Below are 16,322 nucleotides of genomic sequence, written 5' to 3' on the forward strand. Positions count from 1 at the left end.
CGACGACGCCGAGGACGTACGCCTCCTGTACGTGGCGGCGAGCCGTGCCGGTGAAGAGCTGATCGTCGCGCGGCCCGCCGACAAGCTGGTCAGGAAGTCGCCGTGGCGTCTGCTGTACCCGGCGGCGCTGAAGCACGGCCGCGAGCTGCTGCTGCCGCTGGTGCCGGCGCCGCCGCGCGAAACGCTGGATCTGACCTCCGACGAGATGCAGCAGCGCGTGGGGCGGGTGGACGAGAGACGTCGCAGCCGCGCGCTGCCGACCTACCGCGCTGCACCGGTCAAGCTGCGCGCTGGTGAGCTGAGCGACTACGAGCTGCGGGCGGTACGGAAGGGCAAAGGACCGGCAGGGCGCGGCGTGGAATGGGGCAGCGCCGTGCACGGTGTGATAGAGGCCGCAATGCGGGGCGCGGACGGCGCCGCACTGCGGGCGCACGCGCGCAGCCTGCTGCTCGCCGCCGAACGGCCCGTGGACGAGGGAGGTGAGCCCGAGGAGCTGGACGAGCTGCTGGGAATCGTGCACACGGTCCGGTCCGCTCCGCTGTGGCAGCGGGCACGTTCCGCGGAGACCCTGCAGATCGAGGCGCCGTTCGCGGTGATGCTGACCGCAGCCGAGTACGCGGAGCTGGCCGCTACGATCAGCGAGCTCGAACCGTCGGACGGCCAGGCCTCCACCCGCGAGATCATCGAGGGCGTCCTCGACCTGGCGTTCCGTGAAGCCGGCGCCTGGACGATCGTGGATTACAAGTCCGACGCAGCGGGCAGCGGCATCGACGAGGCCCGTCGCGCCAGGTATCGCGCCCAGGTCGACCTGTACGCGGCCGCATGGCAGCGCATCACGGGGGAGCCCGTGCGCGAGCGGGTGCTGCTCTTCACGGCGGACGGCCGAACCGAGTCCTGGTAGCACGCCGCATGCGCATGGCGCCCGGGGCGCGGGCGGATGCATCATTGGACGGACAACCAACGCTGTCGAATGCGCGCTGTGGAGGCGGGTCTGAGCGGAGCTGAGCGGGAGCCGGAACGCAGGGACGGCAGGGGTGCCGCGCCGGAACGCCGAGACACCAGCGGCGCCGCGCTGGAACCCGCGCCGGAACCCGGGCTCACGTCATCCCTGGCCCGCACGCCCCCGTCGCGAGGCGAGCCCGAAGTGCGCGCATGGCTGCTCACGTCGACGGCGTTGACTCAGCTCACTGCGGAGGACGCTGCGCGACGGATCCGCGGAGCGCCGGTCCCTGGCGAGCTCGTGCTGGTCGACATGCTGCGACCCGGCGAGGCTGAGGCGACCCTGATGCGCGAGCAGATGCGGCTGCATCCGCTCGCCGTCGAAGACGTGATGCGCGGGCGGCAGCGCCCGAAGCTGGACCGCTACCCGCGACACTACTTCGTGGTGTTCTATGGTGCGGCCATCAACCGGGAGCGCCGGCGCGTCGCGTTCCGTGAGCTGCACGTGTTCATCGGGGCCCACTTCGTCGTCGTCGCTTCCCACTACCAGATCGCCGAGGTACAGGAGCTGGTCGCGTACTGCAGGCGCTTCTCATCGAAGCTGACGACGACGGGCGGGCTGGTGCACTGGCTTCTCGATGCGATCGTGGACGATTACTTCCCGATCGTGCACGACTTCTCGGAGAAAGTGACGCGCCTCGAGAACGAGACGCTCACGGGCGAGCGCTCACCGCTCGACAACCTGGTCGGCGTGCGCCGCGAGCTCATCCTGTTCCGGCGCGTGGTCGCGCCGGAGCGGGACGTGATCGGTACCGCGCTGCGCCGCGACATCGTGGCGCTGGAACCGGAGCTGCTGCCGTACTTCCAGGACCTGCGCGACCACCTGGAGCGGCTGACCGAGGAGATCGACACGCTGCGCGAGCTGCTGTCCACGGTCGTGGAGGCACGGAACCACGCCATGTCGAACTCGCTGAACAGTACTATCCGCATCATGACCGCCTGGTCGATCATCCTGATGTCGGTCACGGTCATCGCCGGCGTGTACGGCATGAACTTCCGGAACATGCCGGAGATCGGGTGGCGGCACGGCTACGTGTTCGCCCTGGCAATCATGCTGTTCGTCGGGCTGGGCCTTTTCACGTACTTCCGTCGGCGCGACTGGATCTGACGACCCGCGATCGGCGTCGTGCATCACCGCTTCACATCCGGAGGCTGCATGAGGACTCGTCTGCTCGCGTGGGTACTGGCCGCTGTCGGGACGCCTGCGGCCGCACAGGAGGTGCCGACCTCGTGGAGCGCACCCGCGGACGTGGCATTCGTCGGTGTCACCGTGGTGCCGATGGACAGCGAGCGCATCATCGCGAACCAGACGGTGGTGGTGAGCAATGGCGTGATCAGCGCGATCGGGCCGGTGGCGAGCACGCCCGTTCCGTCCGGTGCGGTGCGCGTGGATGGTTCGGGCAGGTTTCTCATGCCCGGCCTCGCCGAGATGCACGGGCACGTGCCCGCGCAGCCCGGCCAGTTCCAGGAGGACGTGCTCTTCCTGTACGTCGCGGCCGGCGCAACGACAGTGCGCGGTATGCAGGGGCATCCCAACCATTTCGCCATGCGCGAGAGGGTGCGCTCGGGTGAGCTGATCGGACCGCGCCTGTTCCTCTCGAGTCCGCCGTTCGCGGGCATGGGCCAGAACCCGCTGACGGATCCTGCCCAAGCGCGGGAGCGCGTGCGCTCGGCTAGGGCCGCCGGCTATGACCACCTCAAGGTGCACGAAGCGCTCAGCCGCGAGGTGTACGACGCCATGGCCGAAACTGCGCGCGAAGTCGGCATCACCTTCAGCGGCCATGTCCCGGATCCCGTCGGGCTGGAGCATGCCCTGGAGGCCGGACAGGCGACGGTCGACCACCTGGACAATTACCTGGACGCGATCCAGCGCGATGATTCGCCCGCACTGGCGATGCAGGGCGCCGCCCGCGGCCAGGCACTGCCGCTCCACGTGGACGAGGAGAAGATCGCCTGGATCGCTCGCGAGACGCGCGAGGCGGGCGTCGGCAACGTCCCGACGATGGCGCTCTGGGAGGTCCTGCGCGGCAGCCATCGCGGCGACGAGCTGGCCGGGCGCGAAGAGCTGCGCTACATGCCGCGCCAGATGCTCGCCAACTGGGTGCAGCAGGTGAATACCATTCACGACGGCTGGGACGCCGCGGCCGCACAGGCCGAACGCGAAGTTCGGCTGCGCATTCTCGAGGCGCTGCACGACGAGGGCGCGCTGATCCTCATGGGCACGGACGCACCGCAGCTCTTCAGCGTCCCCGGATTCTCACTGCAGCGGGAGCTGCCGCTGATGGTGCAGGCGGGCATGACACCCTACGAGGTGCTGCGCACCGGCACCGTCAACATCGCGCGCTTCTACGGAGAGGAAGACAGCGCGGGCACGGTGCAGGCAGGCCGCCGTGCGGACCTGCTGCTGCTCGATGCGAACCCGCTCGAGGACGTGGCCAACATCGGCCGCATACGCGGCGTGATGGTCGAGGGCCGCTGGCTGGACGGTGAACAGCTCGCAGCGCGCCTGGACGCGATCGCACAGCGGGCGGCTGCGCCAGCGAACTGAACAGCGCCGGACGTCAGCTGTCCTCCTCGATGGCGCGTGCTGCAAGCGGTGCATCGCGCGCGATGTTCTGCAGCCCGCCGGACGAGTCGTAGTTCTGCCCGACGAAGTAGAGACAGCGGTTGTCGGCGCTGCGCACGCGGTCGGTGCGCAGCGCAAAGCCCTTCTGATCGCGACGAACCAGGTGCTCGACGGGGCCGAGCGCGGCGCGGAAGCCCGTCGCGAGGATGACGTCGTCGAAGGCTTCCTCGGTCCCATCGCTGAACCGTACGCCGCTCGGCGTGAAGCGTTCGATGGCCGGGCGCACCGCGATCCGACCGGCGCGGATCTCGTCGACCAGGTGAAAACCGATCAGCGGAATCGCATCGAGCGGTGAGTGCCGCGTGCGGGGCAGCACGGGCGGGCCGCGCCGCTTCTCGCTGATCCGGCCAACCATCGCGACGACCTGTTCCTGCACGGGACGCGGCAGCTTGCGCACGTAGACGGACAGGTACTGGATCGGGATGCCCATGATCGTGAGCGGCACGACATTGGCCCCTGAGCGTACCGCGATCGTGGTGTCCACACCCGCGCGCGCGAGCTCACTGCCGATCTCACCGCCACTGTTGCCGACGCCGACCACCAGCGCACGCCGCCCGGCAAAGGGCGCCGGCCGGCGGTACTCGACCGAGTGCAGCACGCGCCCCTGGAAGTCCGCGCGCCCGGCGATGTCCGGGACCACGGGCTCGCTGATGATGCCAGTTGCGATCACGACCGCGCGCGCCTCGATCGCTTCGCCGGTCGTGCGTACGAGCCAGCGACCGTCGTGGTCGATGCGCGTGACGCTGGTGCCCGTCTCCGCGTCGAGTGCAAAACGGCGGGCGTAGCGTTCCAGGTAATCGACGAAGTGGTCGCGTGTCGGAAAGAGCGGCACGTCGCGGCCGAAGCGCAGCCCGGGCAGGGCCGAGAGGTGTTTGCCGGTGTGCAGTCGCAGGGAGTCGTAGAGCCGCGTCCAGGACGCGCCCACGCTGCTGCCCCGCTCCAGCAGCCGGAATGGAATGCGGCGGACGCGCAGCTCGTGTGCGGCCGCGAGACCGGCCGGCCCCGCACCCACCACGACGACGGGAGCCTCAGCCATTGTAGCGTTCGCCGTGCCGGTCGCGGTACAGCTCCAGCGCGGCGCGCCCCTCCTCCCGCAGCAGCCCCCCGCGGAAGCGGATGCCGCGTTCCTCCAGGTACGCGTAGCTGGCGCGGAAAACGGGTCCCTCGTCGAACAGCTCGCTGGCATCCTGGCGTGTCGCAGCGAAGAACACCCGCTTCACACCACTCCAGAATGTTGCACCCAGGCACATCGCACACGGTTCGCATGACGTATACAGCACGTGCTCGGACATGCCGGGCGCGCCGAGCGTGTACGAGCCGACACGTGCCTGCGCCATCATGAAGGCGACCATCTCCGCGTGCAGCGAGCTGTTGTTGGACGGCACGACCATGTTCACGCCGAGACCGGCAATGCGCCCGTCGGCATCGAAAACGGCGGCGCCGAACGGGCCGCCGGTGTCGTGCACCACGTTGCCGTGCGCGAGACGCACGGCCACACGCATGCGACTTTCATCGTCGGAATAGGTGCCGTTCACGTCGACGACGTCCGCGACCCACGCGGGGTTCACGATCCGGATTTCCGGGAGGGCGCTCATCCGCTCAGCGCGTGCGAATCACTATGCCGATGCCATCCGGATCCTGCAGGCGGAGGGCTCCGTCCTGGAGCTGCCCGCCTGCGCGCTCAGCGATGCCTCGCACGACACCCTCGTCCGGGACGATGAGCTCGAAGTCCACGAGGCCGGTGGAGCCGGGTGGTGGCGCAGCATTGCCCGCCCACTCGTTCAGGCCGAGGTGGTGGTGGTAGCGGTTCGCGGACAGGAACATGGCACCCGGGTAGTCCCGCGTGGTGATGTCCAGGCCGATCACGCTCGTGTAGAACTCCGCGGCGCGCTCTCTGTCGGCCACGTGCAGGTGCACGTGGCCCATGCGCAGAGCGTCGGAGCGGCCGGGCACCGGAGGCGCAGGGTCCGCGTCAGCGAGCAATGCCTGAACGTCGAGACGCTCCGTGGACATGACCACGGAGTCGCCACGCCACTGCCAGTCACTCGCGGGACGGTCGCGGTACAGCTCGATGCCGTTGTTCTCGCGATCGGCGAGGTACGCAGCCTCACTGACGAGATGATCCGAGAAGCCGTGAAACGGGTGCTCCGTGGCCGCCACGTCGCGCACTGCAGCACCGAGCGCGGCACGGTCCGGGTAGAGCAGGGCAAAATGGTAGAGACCGGTCGAGCGAGCAGGGCGAAACGGCGCGTCCGGCGCGTGCACGAGCGTGAGGAGCGACGTCGCGTCCGCGGCTGCAAACGTCGCCTGCGAATCGGAGCGCTCCTGTTCGCGAAGCCCGAGCACGTCACGATAAAAACCCGCTTCACGCTCCAGGTCGCGAACACGCAGCCGCACGACTCCGATCCGTGTACCCTGCGGCAATGTTACCACAGCGCCATGCCTCCCATGAGAAGAACGCCCCAGCCGGGGGAGAACTCGGCCAGCCCGCGTATGACGTGCACCTCGATGCGACGGCGTTCACCCAGCCAGCCGCCCAGGCGCAGCTCCGCCAGGTCCTCGTTACCGCGAATTACGCGCCGATGCAGGTCGTCATGGCCGAGCACCTGGAGGCGAACGCCTGCAGCGTCCGTCATGGCCTCGATGCCGGCATTATAGATCAGCACGTCACTCTGCGGGTAGTCTTCGACGATCGTCGAGTGAATCCCCACACCCGCTTCGCCGAACACGTGCACCATCGGGTGCAGCGCGGCGCGCCCTGCCGCCGTACCGAAGAAGTCCGTCCGGTCCCGGTCCAGCCCCGGCTCGTCGCTGGTCGTCGGCAGCCGCGTGCCGAACCGCAGCACCGCCATCGAGCCGTCACCGTTTCCGGCAAGACGGAGCAACGTCGCGATCCGGACGTCGCCCGCATCGATGCGCGCATCACCATCCGGCGCATCGGTACGTTCGAACGCGGGCGAGAGCACTTCATCGTCCTCGAACCTGCGCACCGCCGTCCCGGCGAACTCGAGCGCGAACCGACCCGAACGATAGGTGATGAACCAGTTGCCGAGCTCCAGGAGCGTACCTCGCGTGCCGGCAAGCGATGCACGCTGCTCTCCGATCAGGCCAACACCGATTCCCGCTCGAGCAGCCGTCGCATCGGTGTACGCTTCCCACCTCACCGGCTCGAGTGGCCTCAACTGGGCGTTCGCTTCATGCGGGAGCAGAATGAAGCAGAGAGACACGATGCGTGCCACGGCAGTGGGGCGAGTCCAAACGCGAACGACAGAGCTTGCTGGCGTCATCTGACTCCAAATTGCGTCATGAACGGCATGGAAATTCCCTTGATCGGGGGGTGCGGTGACGGGCACCGCACGACAGGGAAATCCGATGATGAGGTCGCAGGGGCGGTACTCCTGCGACCTTCTCGCTTCGAGGAGGCAACAATGTGGCGGCGCACTTCCAGGTTAGCCATGGCGGCAACAATAACCGTCGGCGCCGTCGCCTGCTCATCGGCCGGGACCATGGATCGTCCGGCGAATGCGCTTGCAGGTGAGGTGGAGGCGACGGTCGAGGTAACCAACAACAACTGGGCGGACATGGTCGTGTACGCACAGCGGAACGGGGTCAGAGTAAGACTGGGCACGGTGACGTCGATGACCACGCAGGCGTTCGATCTGCCTCTTCCGCTGCTCAGCGGGAGCGGTGAGCTGTTCTTCGTCGCGGATCCGATCGGTTCGGATCGGGCGTATCGATCGCCGGTGGTGATGGTAGGGCGTGGACAACGAGTCGAGTTCCTGCTCGAGAACAACCTGGCACTCTCGTCACTCTCGGTCTGGTAGCGGCGGCCGCTGTGCGGAGGGCGCCGGACCTCCGCTGCGGCGAGCCTGTCATGCTGCCTGCCTGTCCGCCTCCAGCGGATCCCGCCTCGTCCACAGCAGTGCGACCCATCCGATCAGAAAGATCAGCGCGAAGCTGAACCACTGGATTGCGTAGCCCAGGTGTGGCCCTTCGTCGAGCTCCGGCGCCTCCTGAGCGAGCGGGTAGCGGGCGCCGCCTCCGTTGCCTGCCGGCTCGGGCAGCCGCTGGAGCTGGACCGGCAGCAGCGTGTACGGGAACGCCGCGCGCAGCGCGTCAGGGTCGACCGAGTACCAGACGCGGCGGAAGGAGTCGGACGGCTCGACCGGGCGTGCGCGGGCCGCGAGTGTGCTTTCGACGCCGGGGAAGGGGAGCACGAGCCCGGTCACGGTCACGGCGGAATCCACGTGCATGGAGTCGATGGGCACGGTGGCTCCATCGGCCGCCGGTACCCAGCCGCGCTGCACGAGCAAGGCGCTTCCGTCGGCCAGACGCAGCGGCGTGAGGACGAGGACGCCGGGGGTGCCACGGTAGCTGCGCCCCGGCAGAACAATGGTGCGCGCGTTGTCGTAGCGACCGCTCGCCGAGGCGGGGCGGAAGACCAGGCCGGCGCTGTCCCGAACCGCGCCGCTCAGCCGGACCGGCTGCTCGGCGCTGCGTTCCGCGACGGCCGCGTTGATCGTGCGTTTCTCGTCGAGACGCGCGAGCTGCCAGAATCCGAGGCGGATGCAGACGGCGGCGATGATCAGCACCAGGACGGTGCCGGAAATGCGGGCGCTGCGCGACATTGCGCGTCGTGCGCGGGTGTGCTGTTCACTCATCGAAGGCGTGGCCTGTCGCCGGGGCACGTGTCGAACCGTTCAGAAACATTGCGGCCCCCCGATCCGGTCTGCATCCTAGCATCCGCGCCCTGCCGATATGCCTGATCCAGAGAATCCGGAGAATGATGAGACGCTGCATCGTTGCACTGCTGTTCCTGGCCATAGCCGCGTGCGCCTCGGCGCCGCGCGTGACCGTACCGACGCTCGCCTACGCTGTCCCGGCCGTCAACCCTGCATCCTACACCGTTGCGGACACGACGAGCGTGCTCGTACGGGGAGGTCGCGGCCAGAGCCTCAACACGACGATCGCGCTGCTGGCGCGTGCGACGGTGGGAATGCACGTGGACAGCACGGGCATGCTCGCGTCGATCCGGCTCGAGTCGGTCGACGGCACGTTCCAGGCTGGCGACTCGGTCGCATTCCGTGTCGATTCCAGCGCCGTGCCTTCGGGGGCTGCACTGCTCCGCATGAGCAGGAGCGGCGCGGACTCGACGATGCACCTGCCCTCCGTGGGGCGGGCGCTGACGCGCTTCATCGGCGGTGAGTCGTTCTACTACCAGTTTTTCCCGCGCCTGCCCGGAGGCACCGTAGCGGCGGGCACGGTGTGGACGGATACGCTCCGCCTGAGCGACGAGGGGGCCGGCGTGCAGAGCCGCACCGAGACGATCGTCTCGTCGTCGCTCACGGGGGACACGGCGATCGACGGCCGCGTGCTGCGTGTCATCGTTTCCCGCTTCACGACGAGCGTGGACGTGAACGGCATCGTCGACGGGATGCAGGTCAGCCAGCGACTCGTGGGATCCGGCGAGGCGACGACGCTGTGGGACGAATCGGCGTCGCTTCTGTTCTCGCGCGAGGAGACGGTGACGTCCACGGGAACCATGGATCTGCCGGGCGCAAACCTCAGGTCCGTGCCGGTGGAGGCACGCACGCGGCGTGTGGTGAGGCTGCTGCCGTGAAGGTCGAGCGCCGGGAGATCGTGAGCTGGTGCCTGTACGATTTTTCCAGCTCGGCGTTCAACACGCTCATCGTGACGTTCATCTTCAACCTCTTCTTCGTAGACGTCATCGCCCCGGATGAGGGGACCGGAACGGCGCTCTGGACGTCCGGTCTGAGCATATCTGCGGTCGTGGTCGCTCTGGCCATGCCCGTGCTCGGCGCGATCGCGGACTATTCAGGTCGCAAGAAGACGTTCCTGGTCATCGCCGCACTGCAGTCGATCCTGTTCACGACGCTGCTGTTCTTCGTCGGTCCGGGTCAGGCAGTCCTTGCGATAACCATTTTCGTCCTCGCGAACATCGGCTTCGAATCGGCGAACGTGTTCTACTACGCGTTCCTGCCCGAGCTGACCGACAACCGCAACATCGGTCGTGTGTCCGGCGCCGGATTCTTTACGGGGTACATGGGCGGGCTGCTGGCGCTCGGACTCGGACTGATGATGGTGAACGGCTGGGCGGCAGCCGGGAATCACCTGAACATACGCGCGACGTTCCTGCTGGTCGCCGCGTGGTTCCTCGTCTTCTCGCTCCCCATGTTCTTCCTCGTCCGGGAGCGTGCGCCGCGCCGCGAGGCGAGCATGGGTACATACGTGCGGGAGGGCTTCGGGCGGATCCGGCGCACCATCGGCCATCTCGGAACCTTCCGCGAGCCGGCCAAGCTGCTCCTCGCACGCATGATCTACAACGACGGCCTGGTGACCGTCATCGGCATGGCTTCGATTTACGCCAGGTACGTCCTCGACATGGACATCGGCGAGGTGCTGGCGATGGGCGTCGCGCTGAACGTCGCAGCCGGAATCGGCGCCTTCGCTTTCGGCTTCGTCGACGACAGGATCGGCGGCAAGAAGACGATCATGATCACCCTGGTGGTACTGACCATCGCCGGCGCAATCGGCGTGAGCGCAGACTCGAGGAGCGGCTTCTGGGTCGCCGCGACCCTGATCGGGCTGATGATGGGGCCGAACCAGTCCGCGAGTCGCAGCCTGCTCGCGCGCATGGTACCGGACCAGAAGCAGACAGAGTTCTATGGACTGTTCGCGTTTTCCGGCAAGCTTTCAGCCCTGCTGGGCCCGCTGGTGTACAGACAGATCCACGGCGCCACCGGCGACCACAAGCTGGCCATGTCGTCGATCATCGCCTTCTTCGTGATCGGTTTCGTGATGATGTTCTTCGTCCGCGAGCGCCGGGGCATCGAGATGGCCGAGCGACTGCAGGCGGGTGCGGAGGTCGCGTGAGCGGGACGATCGAGTGGGCGGACTTCGAGCGCGTCGACATCCGCGTGGGACGCGTGACGCGAGCGGAGCCGTTCGCCAAGGCACGCAAGCCGGCCATCAAGCTGTGGATCGATTTCGGCAGCGGAATCGGCGAGAAGAAGTCGAGTGCGCAGCTGACGGCGCACTACACGCCGGAGTCGCTGGTCGGCCGGCAGGTGATCGCGGTCGTGAACTTCCCGCCGCGCCAGATCGCGGACTTCATGTCCGAGGTGCTGGTGCTGGGCGTGCCGGACGCCGATGGCGCGGTCGTGCTGCTCTCGCCCGACCGCGCAGTGCCGCCCGGTGGCAGGATGTTCTAGTCTAGCGCGCGCGGTCCCGCGGCAGCCGGTCAGCCGGCTCGATGTACCAGTACGGCAGATCCTCCGTCCATTCGATGCCCCGGAAGCGCACGTTGCTGAAGCGCGCGTGCAGGGCGAAGAGCTCGGGGTCCATGTAGATCGGCGCGTAGACGGCGTCGTCGATCATGAGCTGCTCGAGCTCGGACCAGACTGCGCGGGCACGCGTCGTGTCCGCCTCGACGAGTGCCGAGTCGATCAGCGCGTCCATGCGCGGACTGCCGGATCCGGCGAAGTTCGGCCCGCCGGGCGGCACCGAGCGGGAGTGGAAGATCATTTCCGCGTTGGAGCCGGCGACGCTCGGGCCCCAGCCCCAACCCCAGAAGGAGCCGGTGAACTCGCCCTCCCTCAGGCGGGTCACCCACGCGGTGCTCTCGTATGCGCGCGGCACGAGCGTGACGCCGACCTCGCGCAGCATGCTCTGCATGGCCACGAGCACGTCGCGGCGCGTCGGGTCGGTGCTGATGTAATCCACCTCGATGCGCAGGGGCTGGCCGTTGCGGTCCACGGTGCCGTCCCCGTTGGTGTCGGTCCATCCAGCCTGCGCGAGCAGCTCACGTGCGGCCGTCGTGTCATACTGCAGCGGCTGCACCGACGGCGTGTGCTCACGCATCGCGGTCGGGATCGGCGAGTATGCGGCCTCGCCGACCTCACCGAACAGCGCGGTCGCGATTTCATCGCGATTGACCGCCATCAGCAGGGCGCGCCGAACGCGCGCGTCGTCCAGCGGCGGACGTCGTGTGTTCCACGCGATCCATGCGGGGCGCACGCGCGGCCCGCTGTAGACGACCACATGCTCCGCAGCATCGACGCGCGTCCGCTGCTCGGGGGGCAGCTTTGCGATCAGGTCGCCCTGCCCGGCAAGCAGCTCGGTGATCGCCGAGTTCATGTCCGGCAGGAACCGCATGATGATCCGGTCGATCGACGCGCGATCCGGCCGCTGTTCGTTTACGTGCAGGGTCAGGTTCCGGCCCGCGGTCCAGGTGCCGAAGCGGTAGAAGCCGTTGCCGACCGGGTTCCGTCCGAATGCCGAGTTGCGCATGTCCTGCGGCGCAACGGACTCGAGCAGGTGCCGCGGCACGGGCATGACCTCGAGTATTGCGTTCACGGCGTAGGGGCCGGCCCGCCGCATCGTGATCTCGACCGTGAGGCTGTCGCGCGCACGTGCACTCTTCACCGCCGCCACGTCGGCCTGCCGCGGGGAAGCCGTCTGTGGGTCTCCCTGCCGCTCGATGGTGAAGACGACGTCGTCCGCCGTCACTGGCCTGCCGTCGTGCCAGCGCACGCTCTCGCGCAGCGTGATCACGAGCGTGGAGTCGTCCTCCATTGCCCAGGAAGCTGCGAGGTCCGGCGCCATGCTGCTCAGCGTGCTGTCCCGGACCCCGAGAGCACGAAACATCAGGTGCACCGGATGGTAGGCGGCGTTGCTGCTGAACGTGAGCGGGTTGAGCTGGTCCGGCTCGCGGTCCGCGAGCACCACGAGCGTGCCGCCGGGCGGTCCGCCGCCGAATGTGTCGTACGTCGTATCCGCAGCCGTCGCGATGCGCTGCTGATCCGGCTCCCTGTCGCCGCAGCCTGTCGCGAAAGCGACGAGTCCGGCGGCAAGGATGGCGGCCGGGCGTCTCAGAATCGGTCGAACAGCCATGGCTCCTGGAGTGCGAGGGCGGCATCGAGCGCGGGCAGAAGCCCGGGTCGGTCGCAATCGAGCAGCCCCGCCGTGGCGGCCGCCGTTGCGGAGAGCGCGCCGATGTACAGGCGTGAAAGCGTTGCGATCCCGAGCCGCAGCGTTGCGGGTGCCGTGCCGGTCCGGGCGAGCGTCGAGCCGCCAGCCTCGAGTGAAAGCACCCAGCGTCCGGCGTTCTCCGGAAGGTGTGCGTCGTCCAGCTCGAGCGCGATGCTCATCTTCGCGGTGTCAACGATGGTGCGTTGTTCCCATGCGCGGACGACGTCGACCAGGCGGAACATCGGCCCCATCATGAGCGTCGCCGCCGGTGACCACAGTTGCCACGAGGGAGCGGCGTCCGGCGGCAGTCGGGGCTCGCTCACCCAGTCCTGCATGCGGTGGGACGGCAGCGTACGTATGAGCAGCTGGTCCCACTGATCGGCCAGGGATGCGAGCCACGCGTAGAGCGCCCGGCGGGATGCCGGCGTGGTCCAGACGATCTCGTCGACTTCGAGGAAGCGATCGCGGCGCGGGAGATCCGTGCGATACGTGACGAGCGCATACCCCGCGAGCCTGCCGTCATCGTCCCTGTAGCCTGCGAGCGCCCGTCCGGGCTGCTGCACCAGCCCGCTCCACATGGCGGGGGAACGCTCGAGCTGGCCGTTCTGCGCGCGCGCCCATGCGCAGTACACTTCGAATGCCTCGTTGCGTCCGGCCTCCGTCTCGAGCAGCTCGACGTTCACACGCTCGGGCGAGTCGCCGAGCGAGCGCGCCGGGATCTGCCACTGCTCGGCCACACCCGCGTTGCCGTACCCGAGGCGGTGGTAGAAGCCGACACGGAAGGGGTAGAGCGCGGAAACCAGGTCGCCGCGCTCGCGCGCCGCGCGCAGACCCGTGGCGACGAGCTGTTCGGCGAGCCTGCGCCGCCGGTAGGCGGGCGAGATCGCGACCGTGCCCACGCCGGCCATCGGCAGCCGGACTCCGCCGACCCACTGCTGCAGGGGATGGAGCTGGAGGGCACCGGCGATCCTGCCATCGAGCTCGCCCACGAGCAGCGTCTCGAGCCCGCCGCCGTAACGTGGAGCGCGCAGCAGCTCCTCGACCGACTCCTGCGTACGGATGGCAGACGGAAAGCTGTGGCGGACGAGGCGCGCGACATCCGGGACGTCGGCGTCTCCAGCAAACCGGCAGTGCAGCGTCTCGGACAATCGGGCCTCACGCATCGCGGGAACCGTACGGGCGCGGTAACATAGAAAGACCCATGATACGACGCCAAGCTCGAATCGCGTTCCTTGCGGCTGGGCTCGCACTGCCCGCCGCGTGCGCGCCCGCAGGAAGTGCGGAGCTTTCAATGACCGCCCCGGTCCCGGACGTTGTGCCCGGACTCGAGGTGCTGCTGCGCGATTCCGCCCACCTGGTGCGTGGCCGGCGGGTGGGGTTCCTGACGAACCAGACCGCCGTCACATCCGCCGGGGAAAGCGGCATCGATCTGCTGCACGCCTCGCCGGATGTGCAGCTCGTCGCGCTCTTCGGGCCCGAGCACGGGCTGCGTGGTGAGGTCGAGGGCGGCGTCAAGATCGAGAGTGGCATCGACACCCGGACCGGGGTGCCGGTTCACTCGCTCTACGGTTCGACGCAGCGACCGACGCCGGAAATGCTGCGCGGTGTCGATGTGCTGCTTTTCGACATGCAGGATATCGGTGCGCGGCCGTACACGTTCGTGTGGACCATGGCAATGGCGATGGAAGCTGCTGCCGCGCAGCAGATTCCGTTCATCGTGCTGGACCGGCCGAACCCGATCACACACCGCATGGAAGGCCCGCTGATGCAGCCGGAGATGCGCAACGTCGGGCAGCCCATCACCGGGTACTATCCGGTGCCGCTCCGGCATGGCATGACGGTGGGGGAGATCGCGCGCTACATCAACGCGGAGTACGACGTCGGTGCGGACCTTACGGTCATTCCGGTCGCCGGCTGGAAGGGCGACATGTGGTTCGATGAGACCGGCCTGCCCTGGATCGATCCGTCGCCCAACATCCGTTCACTGGACGCAGCACTCGCCTACGCCGGTCTCGTTCTGGCCGAGGCGACGAATCTGACGGTCGGTCGGGGGACGAGCGCGCCGTTCGCAACGCTGGGGGCGCCGTGGCTCGACGCGGCGGCGGTCCTGGCCCGCGCGCAGGCATACGACATCCCCGGCGTCGTGCTGGACACGACGAGCTATGTGCCGCGCGGCACGGGCTGGGTGCCCTTCCGCGACGAGCGCGTGCGCGCGATCCGGCTGCGGATCACGGATCGCGACCGGTTCCAGCCCGTCTGGATGACGCTGGTCCTGCTGAGTGAGATCCGCAGGTTGCACCCGGAGCAGTTCCGCGTGACCAACGACGGCATGACCCAGATGCTCGGGTCGCAATGGGCGCGCGAGGCCTTCGATCGGGGAGTTGCGCCTGACAGCATCTGGACGCGCTGGGAGGCCGAGCTGGAGACCTGGCGTCCGGTGCGGGAGCGTTACCGGCTGTACTGATCGGCGGTCGCTGCACTGCAACCTTCGAAACCCCCATGCTGTCCAACCCGTAGTCGCTGCAGCATCGCCGGGCGCACCCGGCCACCGATCGATCCCGAAACGACACCGGTCTCCATGCGAAGCGTCAGGCTCGCCTTCCGAACGCTGTTCAAGTCCCCGTTTGTCACGATCGTGGCGATCATCTCACTTGCGCTGGGCATCGGCGCCAATGCCGCGATCTACTCGCTGTTCGATCAGCTGCTGATGGCGCCCCTGCCGGTGCACCAGCCCGAGCGGCTCGCGAACCTCGCGGCGCCAGGGCCGAAGCCCGGATCGACGTCGTGCAACCAGGCCGGCGATTGCGACGTGATCTTCAGCTACCCGATGTTCCGCGACCTCGAGAAGGCACAGACCTCGTTCAGCAGTGTCGCGGCGCATCGCCTGTTCAGCGCGAACATCGCCTACGACGGCGAGACGCTGAACGGCGAAGGGGTCATGGCCTCGGGCTCGTACTTCGGCACACTCGGCCTGCGCCCCGCGCTCGGCCGGCTGCTCGGCCCGGCCGACGACCAGGCGGTAGGCTCGCACTACGTCGCGGTGCTCAGCCACGCGTTCTGGGAGGGCAGGCTCGGCGCCGACCCGGATGTGATCAACAGAACGATCATCATCAACGGTCAGCCATTCACGATCATCGGTGTGGGGCCGAAGGAGTTCAACGGCACGACGGTGGGGTCGAGGCCCGTGGTCTTCGTTCCGATCACCATGCGCGGCGTGCTCAACCCCGGATTCGACGGCTTCGAGAACCGTCGGAACTACTGGATCTACCTGTTCGCCCGGCTGAAGGAGGGCGTGACGCTGGAACAGGCAGAGCTGGCGGTGAATGCGGTCTACAGGCCGATCATCACGGACGTGGAGACGCCGCTGCAGCAGGGTGCATTCAGTGAGCAGTTCATGAATCAGTTCCGCGCCAAGGAAGTCGAGGTGTCGGACGGCCGGCGCGGGCAGAGCTCCGTTCACACCGAGGCGCGCACCCCGCTGCTGCTCCTGATGGGCACCGCGCTCGTCGTGCTGCTCATTGCATGCGCCAACATCGCCAACCTGCTGCTCGCGCGGGGCGCGAATCGCGGGATGGAGATGGCGGTGCGGCTGTCGATCGGCGCGAACCGGCGCCAGGTGATGGCGCAGCTGCTCACCGAATCGGTCCTGCTCGGACTGCTCGGATCGCTTGCCGGCATCCTGGTCGCCTGGTGGACGCTGTCGCTG

The 16,322-nt window shown here is 68.1% G+C and carries 16 protein-coding genes; 9 read left to right on the top strand and 7 right to left on the bottom strand.

Translation table 11 applies throughout. The features are described from left to right. From VFU06_02170 to VFU06_02180, 3 genes are all read left to right on the top strand, one after another. Positions 1 to 901 (top strand): PD-(D/E)XK nuclease family protein (locus tag VFU06_02170; GenBank protein ID HEU5208192.1); only part of this gene is annotated, 901 nt, incomplete at its 5' end. A gap of 243 nt (positions 902 to 1,144) precedes the next feature. Further along, positions 1,145 to 2,107 carry a magnesium transporter CorA family protein gene (locus VFU06_02175; protein ID HEU5208193.1) on the top strand — a complete coding sequence of 321 codons (963 nt, stop codon included), beginning with the start codon at positions 1,145 to 1,147 and terminating at the stop codon, positions 2,105 to 2,107. 48 nt (positions 2,108 to 2,155) lie between these two features. Continuing rightward, positions 2,156 to 3,547, top strand: a complete 1,392-nt coding sequence (locus tag VFU06_02180) for an amidohydrolase family protein (GenBank protein HEU5208194.1) — start codon at positions 2,156 to 2,158, stop codon at positions 3,545 to 3,547. 13 nt (positions 3,548 to 3,560) lie between these two features. Here VFU06_02180 and VFU06_02185 read toward each other — a convergent pair whose 3' ends face one another. Genes VFU06_02185 through VFU06_02200 form a run of 4 tightly spaced genes read right to left on the bottom strand, consistent with a single transcriptional unit; the run spans position 3,561 to position 6,807 of the window. Continuing rightward, positions 3,561 to 4,661, bottom strand: coding sequence for an NAD(P)/FAD-dependent oxidoreductase (locus VFU06_02185; protein HEU5208195.1), 1,101 nt, complete (start codon positions 4,659 to 4,661; stop codon positions 3,561 to 3,563). Beyond that, positions 4,654 to 5,220 (bottom strand): nucleoside deaminase, encoded by a 567-nt coding sequence (locus VFU06_02190; GenBank protein HEU5208196.1) that lies wholly within the window; start codon positions 5,218 to 5,220, stop codon positions 4,654 to 4,656. Before VFU06_02190 ends, VFU06_02185 begins: the two co-directional genes overlap by 8 nt. A 4-nt stretch (positions 5,221 to 5,224) precedes the next feature. Next, positions 5,225 to 6,022, bottom strand: a complete 798-nt coding sequence (locus VFU06_02195; protein ID HEU5208197.1) for a VOC family protein — start codon at positions 6,020 to 6,022, stop codon at positions 5,225 to 5,227. Between the two features lie 29 nt (positions 6,023 to 6,051). Further along, positions 6,052 to 6,807 (bottom strand): hypothetical protein, encoded by a 756-nt coding sequence (locus VFU06_02200; GenBank protein HEU5208198.1) that lies wholly within the window; start codon positions 6,805 to 6,807, stop codon positions 6,052 to 6,054. 273 nt (positions 6,808 to 7,080) lie between these two features. Here VFU06_02200 and VFU06_02205 point away from each other — a divergent pair, with 273 nt between their 5' ends. Beyond that, positions 7,081 to 7,449, top strand: coding sequence for a hypothetical protein (locus VFU06_02205; protein HEU5208199.1), 369 nt, complete (start codon positions 7,081 to 7,083; stop codon positions 7,447 to 7,449). 48 nt (positions 7,450 to 7,497) lie between these two features. On the opposite strand, the gene VFU06_02210 is transcribed toward VFU06_02205, so the two are convergent. Beyond that, positions 7,498 to 8,286 carry an SURF1 family protein gene (locus tag VFU06_02210; GenBank protein ID HEU5208200.1) on the bottom strand — a complete coding sequence of 263 codons (789 nt, stop codon included), beginning with the start codon at positions 8,284 to 8,286 and terminating at the stop codon, positions 7,498 to 7,500. A gap of 122 nt (positions 8,287 to 8,408) precedes the next feature. Between VFU06_02210 and VFU06_02215 the strand changes: the two genes are divergently transcribed. Genes VFU06_02215 through VFU06_02225 form a run of 3 tightly spaced genes read left to right on the top strand, consistent with a single transcriptional unit; the run spans position 8,409 to position 10,857 of the window. After that, complete coding sequence (locus VFU06_02215; GenBank protein HEU5208201.1) at positions 8,409 to 9,245, top strand: hypothetical protein; 837 nt, start codon at positions 8,409 to 8,411, stop codon at positions 9,243 to 9,245. Next, positions 9,242 to 10,519, top strand: coding sequence for an MFS transporter (locus tag VFU06_02220; protein HEU5208202.1), 1,278 nt, complete (start codon positions 9,242 to 9,244; stop codon positions 10,517 to 10,519). Before VFU06_02215 ends, VFU06_02220 begins: the two co-directional genes overlap by 4 nt. Next, the gene (locus VFU06_02225; protein HEU5208203.1) at positions 10,516 to 10,857 is read left to right on the top strand and encodes a tRNA-binding protein; all 342 of its coding nucleotides are present in this window, start codon (positions 10,516 to 10,518) and stop codon (positions 10,855 to 10,857) included. Before VFU06_02220 ends, VFU06_02225 begins: the two co-directional genes overlap by 4 nt. A 1-nt stretch (position 10,858) precedes the next feature. Here the strand turns inward: VFU06_02225 and VFU06_02230 are convergent, their stop codons facing one another. Beyond that, a complete protein-coding gene (locus VFU06_02230) occupies positions 10,859 to 12,538 on the bottom strand; it encodes an ABC transporter substrate-binding protein (GenBank protein HEU5208204.1) in 1,680 nt (559 codons plus the stop codon). Further along, a complete protein-coding gene (locus tag VFU06_02235) occupies positions 12,517 to 13,764 on the bottom strand; it encodes a GNAT family N-acetyltransferase (protein HEU5208205.1) in 1,248 nt (415 codons plus the stop codon). Before VFU06_02235 ends, VFU06_02230 begins: the two co-directional genes overlap by 22 nt. A 143-nt stretch (positions 13,765 to 13,907) precedes the next feature. On the opposite strand from VFU06_02235, the gene VFU06_02240 reads away from it, so the two are divergent. Together VFU06_02240 and VFU06_02245 are read left to right on the top strand one after the other, a co-directional pair. Then, complete coding sequence (locus VFU06_02240; GenBank protein HEU5208206.1) at positions 13,908 to 15,080, top strand: DUF1343 domain-containing protein; 1,173 nt, start codon at positions 13,908 to 13,910, stop codon at positions 15,078 to 15,080. A gap of 114 nt (positions 15,081 to 15,194) precedes the next feature. Then, a partial coding sequence (locus VFU06_02245) for an ABC transporter permease (GenBank protein ID HEU5208207.1) occupies positions 15,195 to 16,322 on the top strand: 1,128 nt, incomplete at its 3' end.

The organism is Longimicrobiales bacterium (genome assembly GCA_035764935.1).
Taxonomy (GTDB): domain Bacteria; phylum Gemmatimonadota; class Gemmatimonadetes; order Longimicrobiales; family RSA9; genus DASTYK01.

Bases quoted from the DNA above. Each gene is read 5' to 3' on its own strand.
- VFU06_02190 (HEU5208196.1), bottom strand. From the start codon at position 5,220: ATGAGCGCCCTCCCGGAAATCCGGATCGTGAACCCCGCGTGGGTCGCG.
- VFU06_02240 (HEU5208206.1), top strand. From the start codon at position 13,908: ATGACCGCCCCGGTCCCGGACGTTGTGCCCGGACTCGAGGTGCTGCTG.
- VFU06_02180 (HEU5208194.1), top strand. From the start codon at position 2,156: ATGAGGACTCGTCTGCTCGCGTGGGTACTGGCCGCTGTCGGGACGCCT.
- VFU06_02205 (HEU5208199.1), top strand. From the start codon at position 7,081: ATGGCGGCAACAATAACCGTCGGCGCCGTCGCCTGCTCATCGGCCGGG.
- VFU06_02215 (HEU5208201.1), top strand. From the start codon at position 8,409: ATGATGAGACGCTGCATCGTTGCACTGCTGTTCCTGGCCATAGCCGCG.
- VFU06_02210 (HEU5208200.1), bottom strand. From the start codon at position 8,286: ATGAGTGAACAGCACACCCGCGCACGACGCGCAATGTCGCGCAGCGCC.
- VFU06_02185 (HEU5208195.1), bottom strand. From the start codon at position 4,661: ATGGCTGAGGCTCCCGTCGTCGTGGTGGGTGCGGGGCCGGCCGGTCTC.
- VFU06_02230 (HEU5208204.1), bottom strand. From the start codon at position 12,538: ATGGCTGTTCGACCGATTCTGAGACGCCCGGCCGCCATCCTTGCCGCC.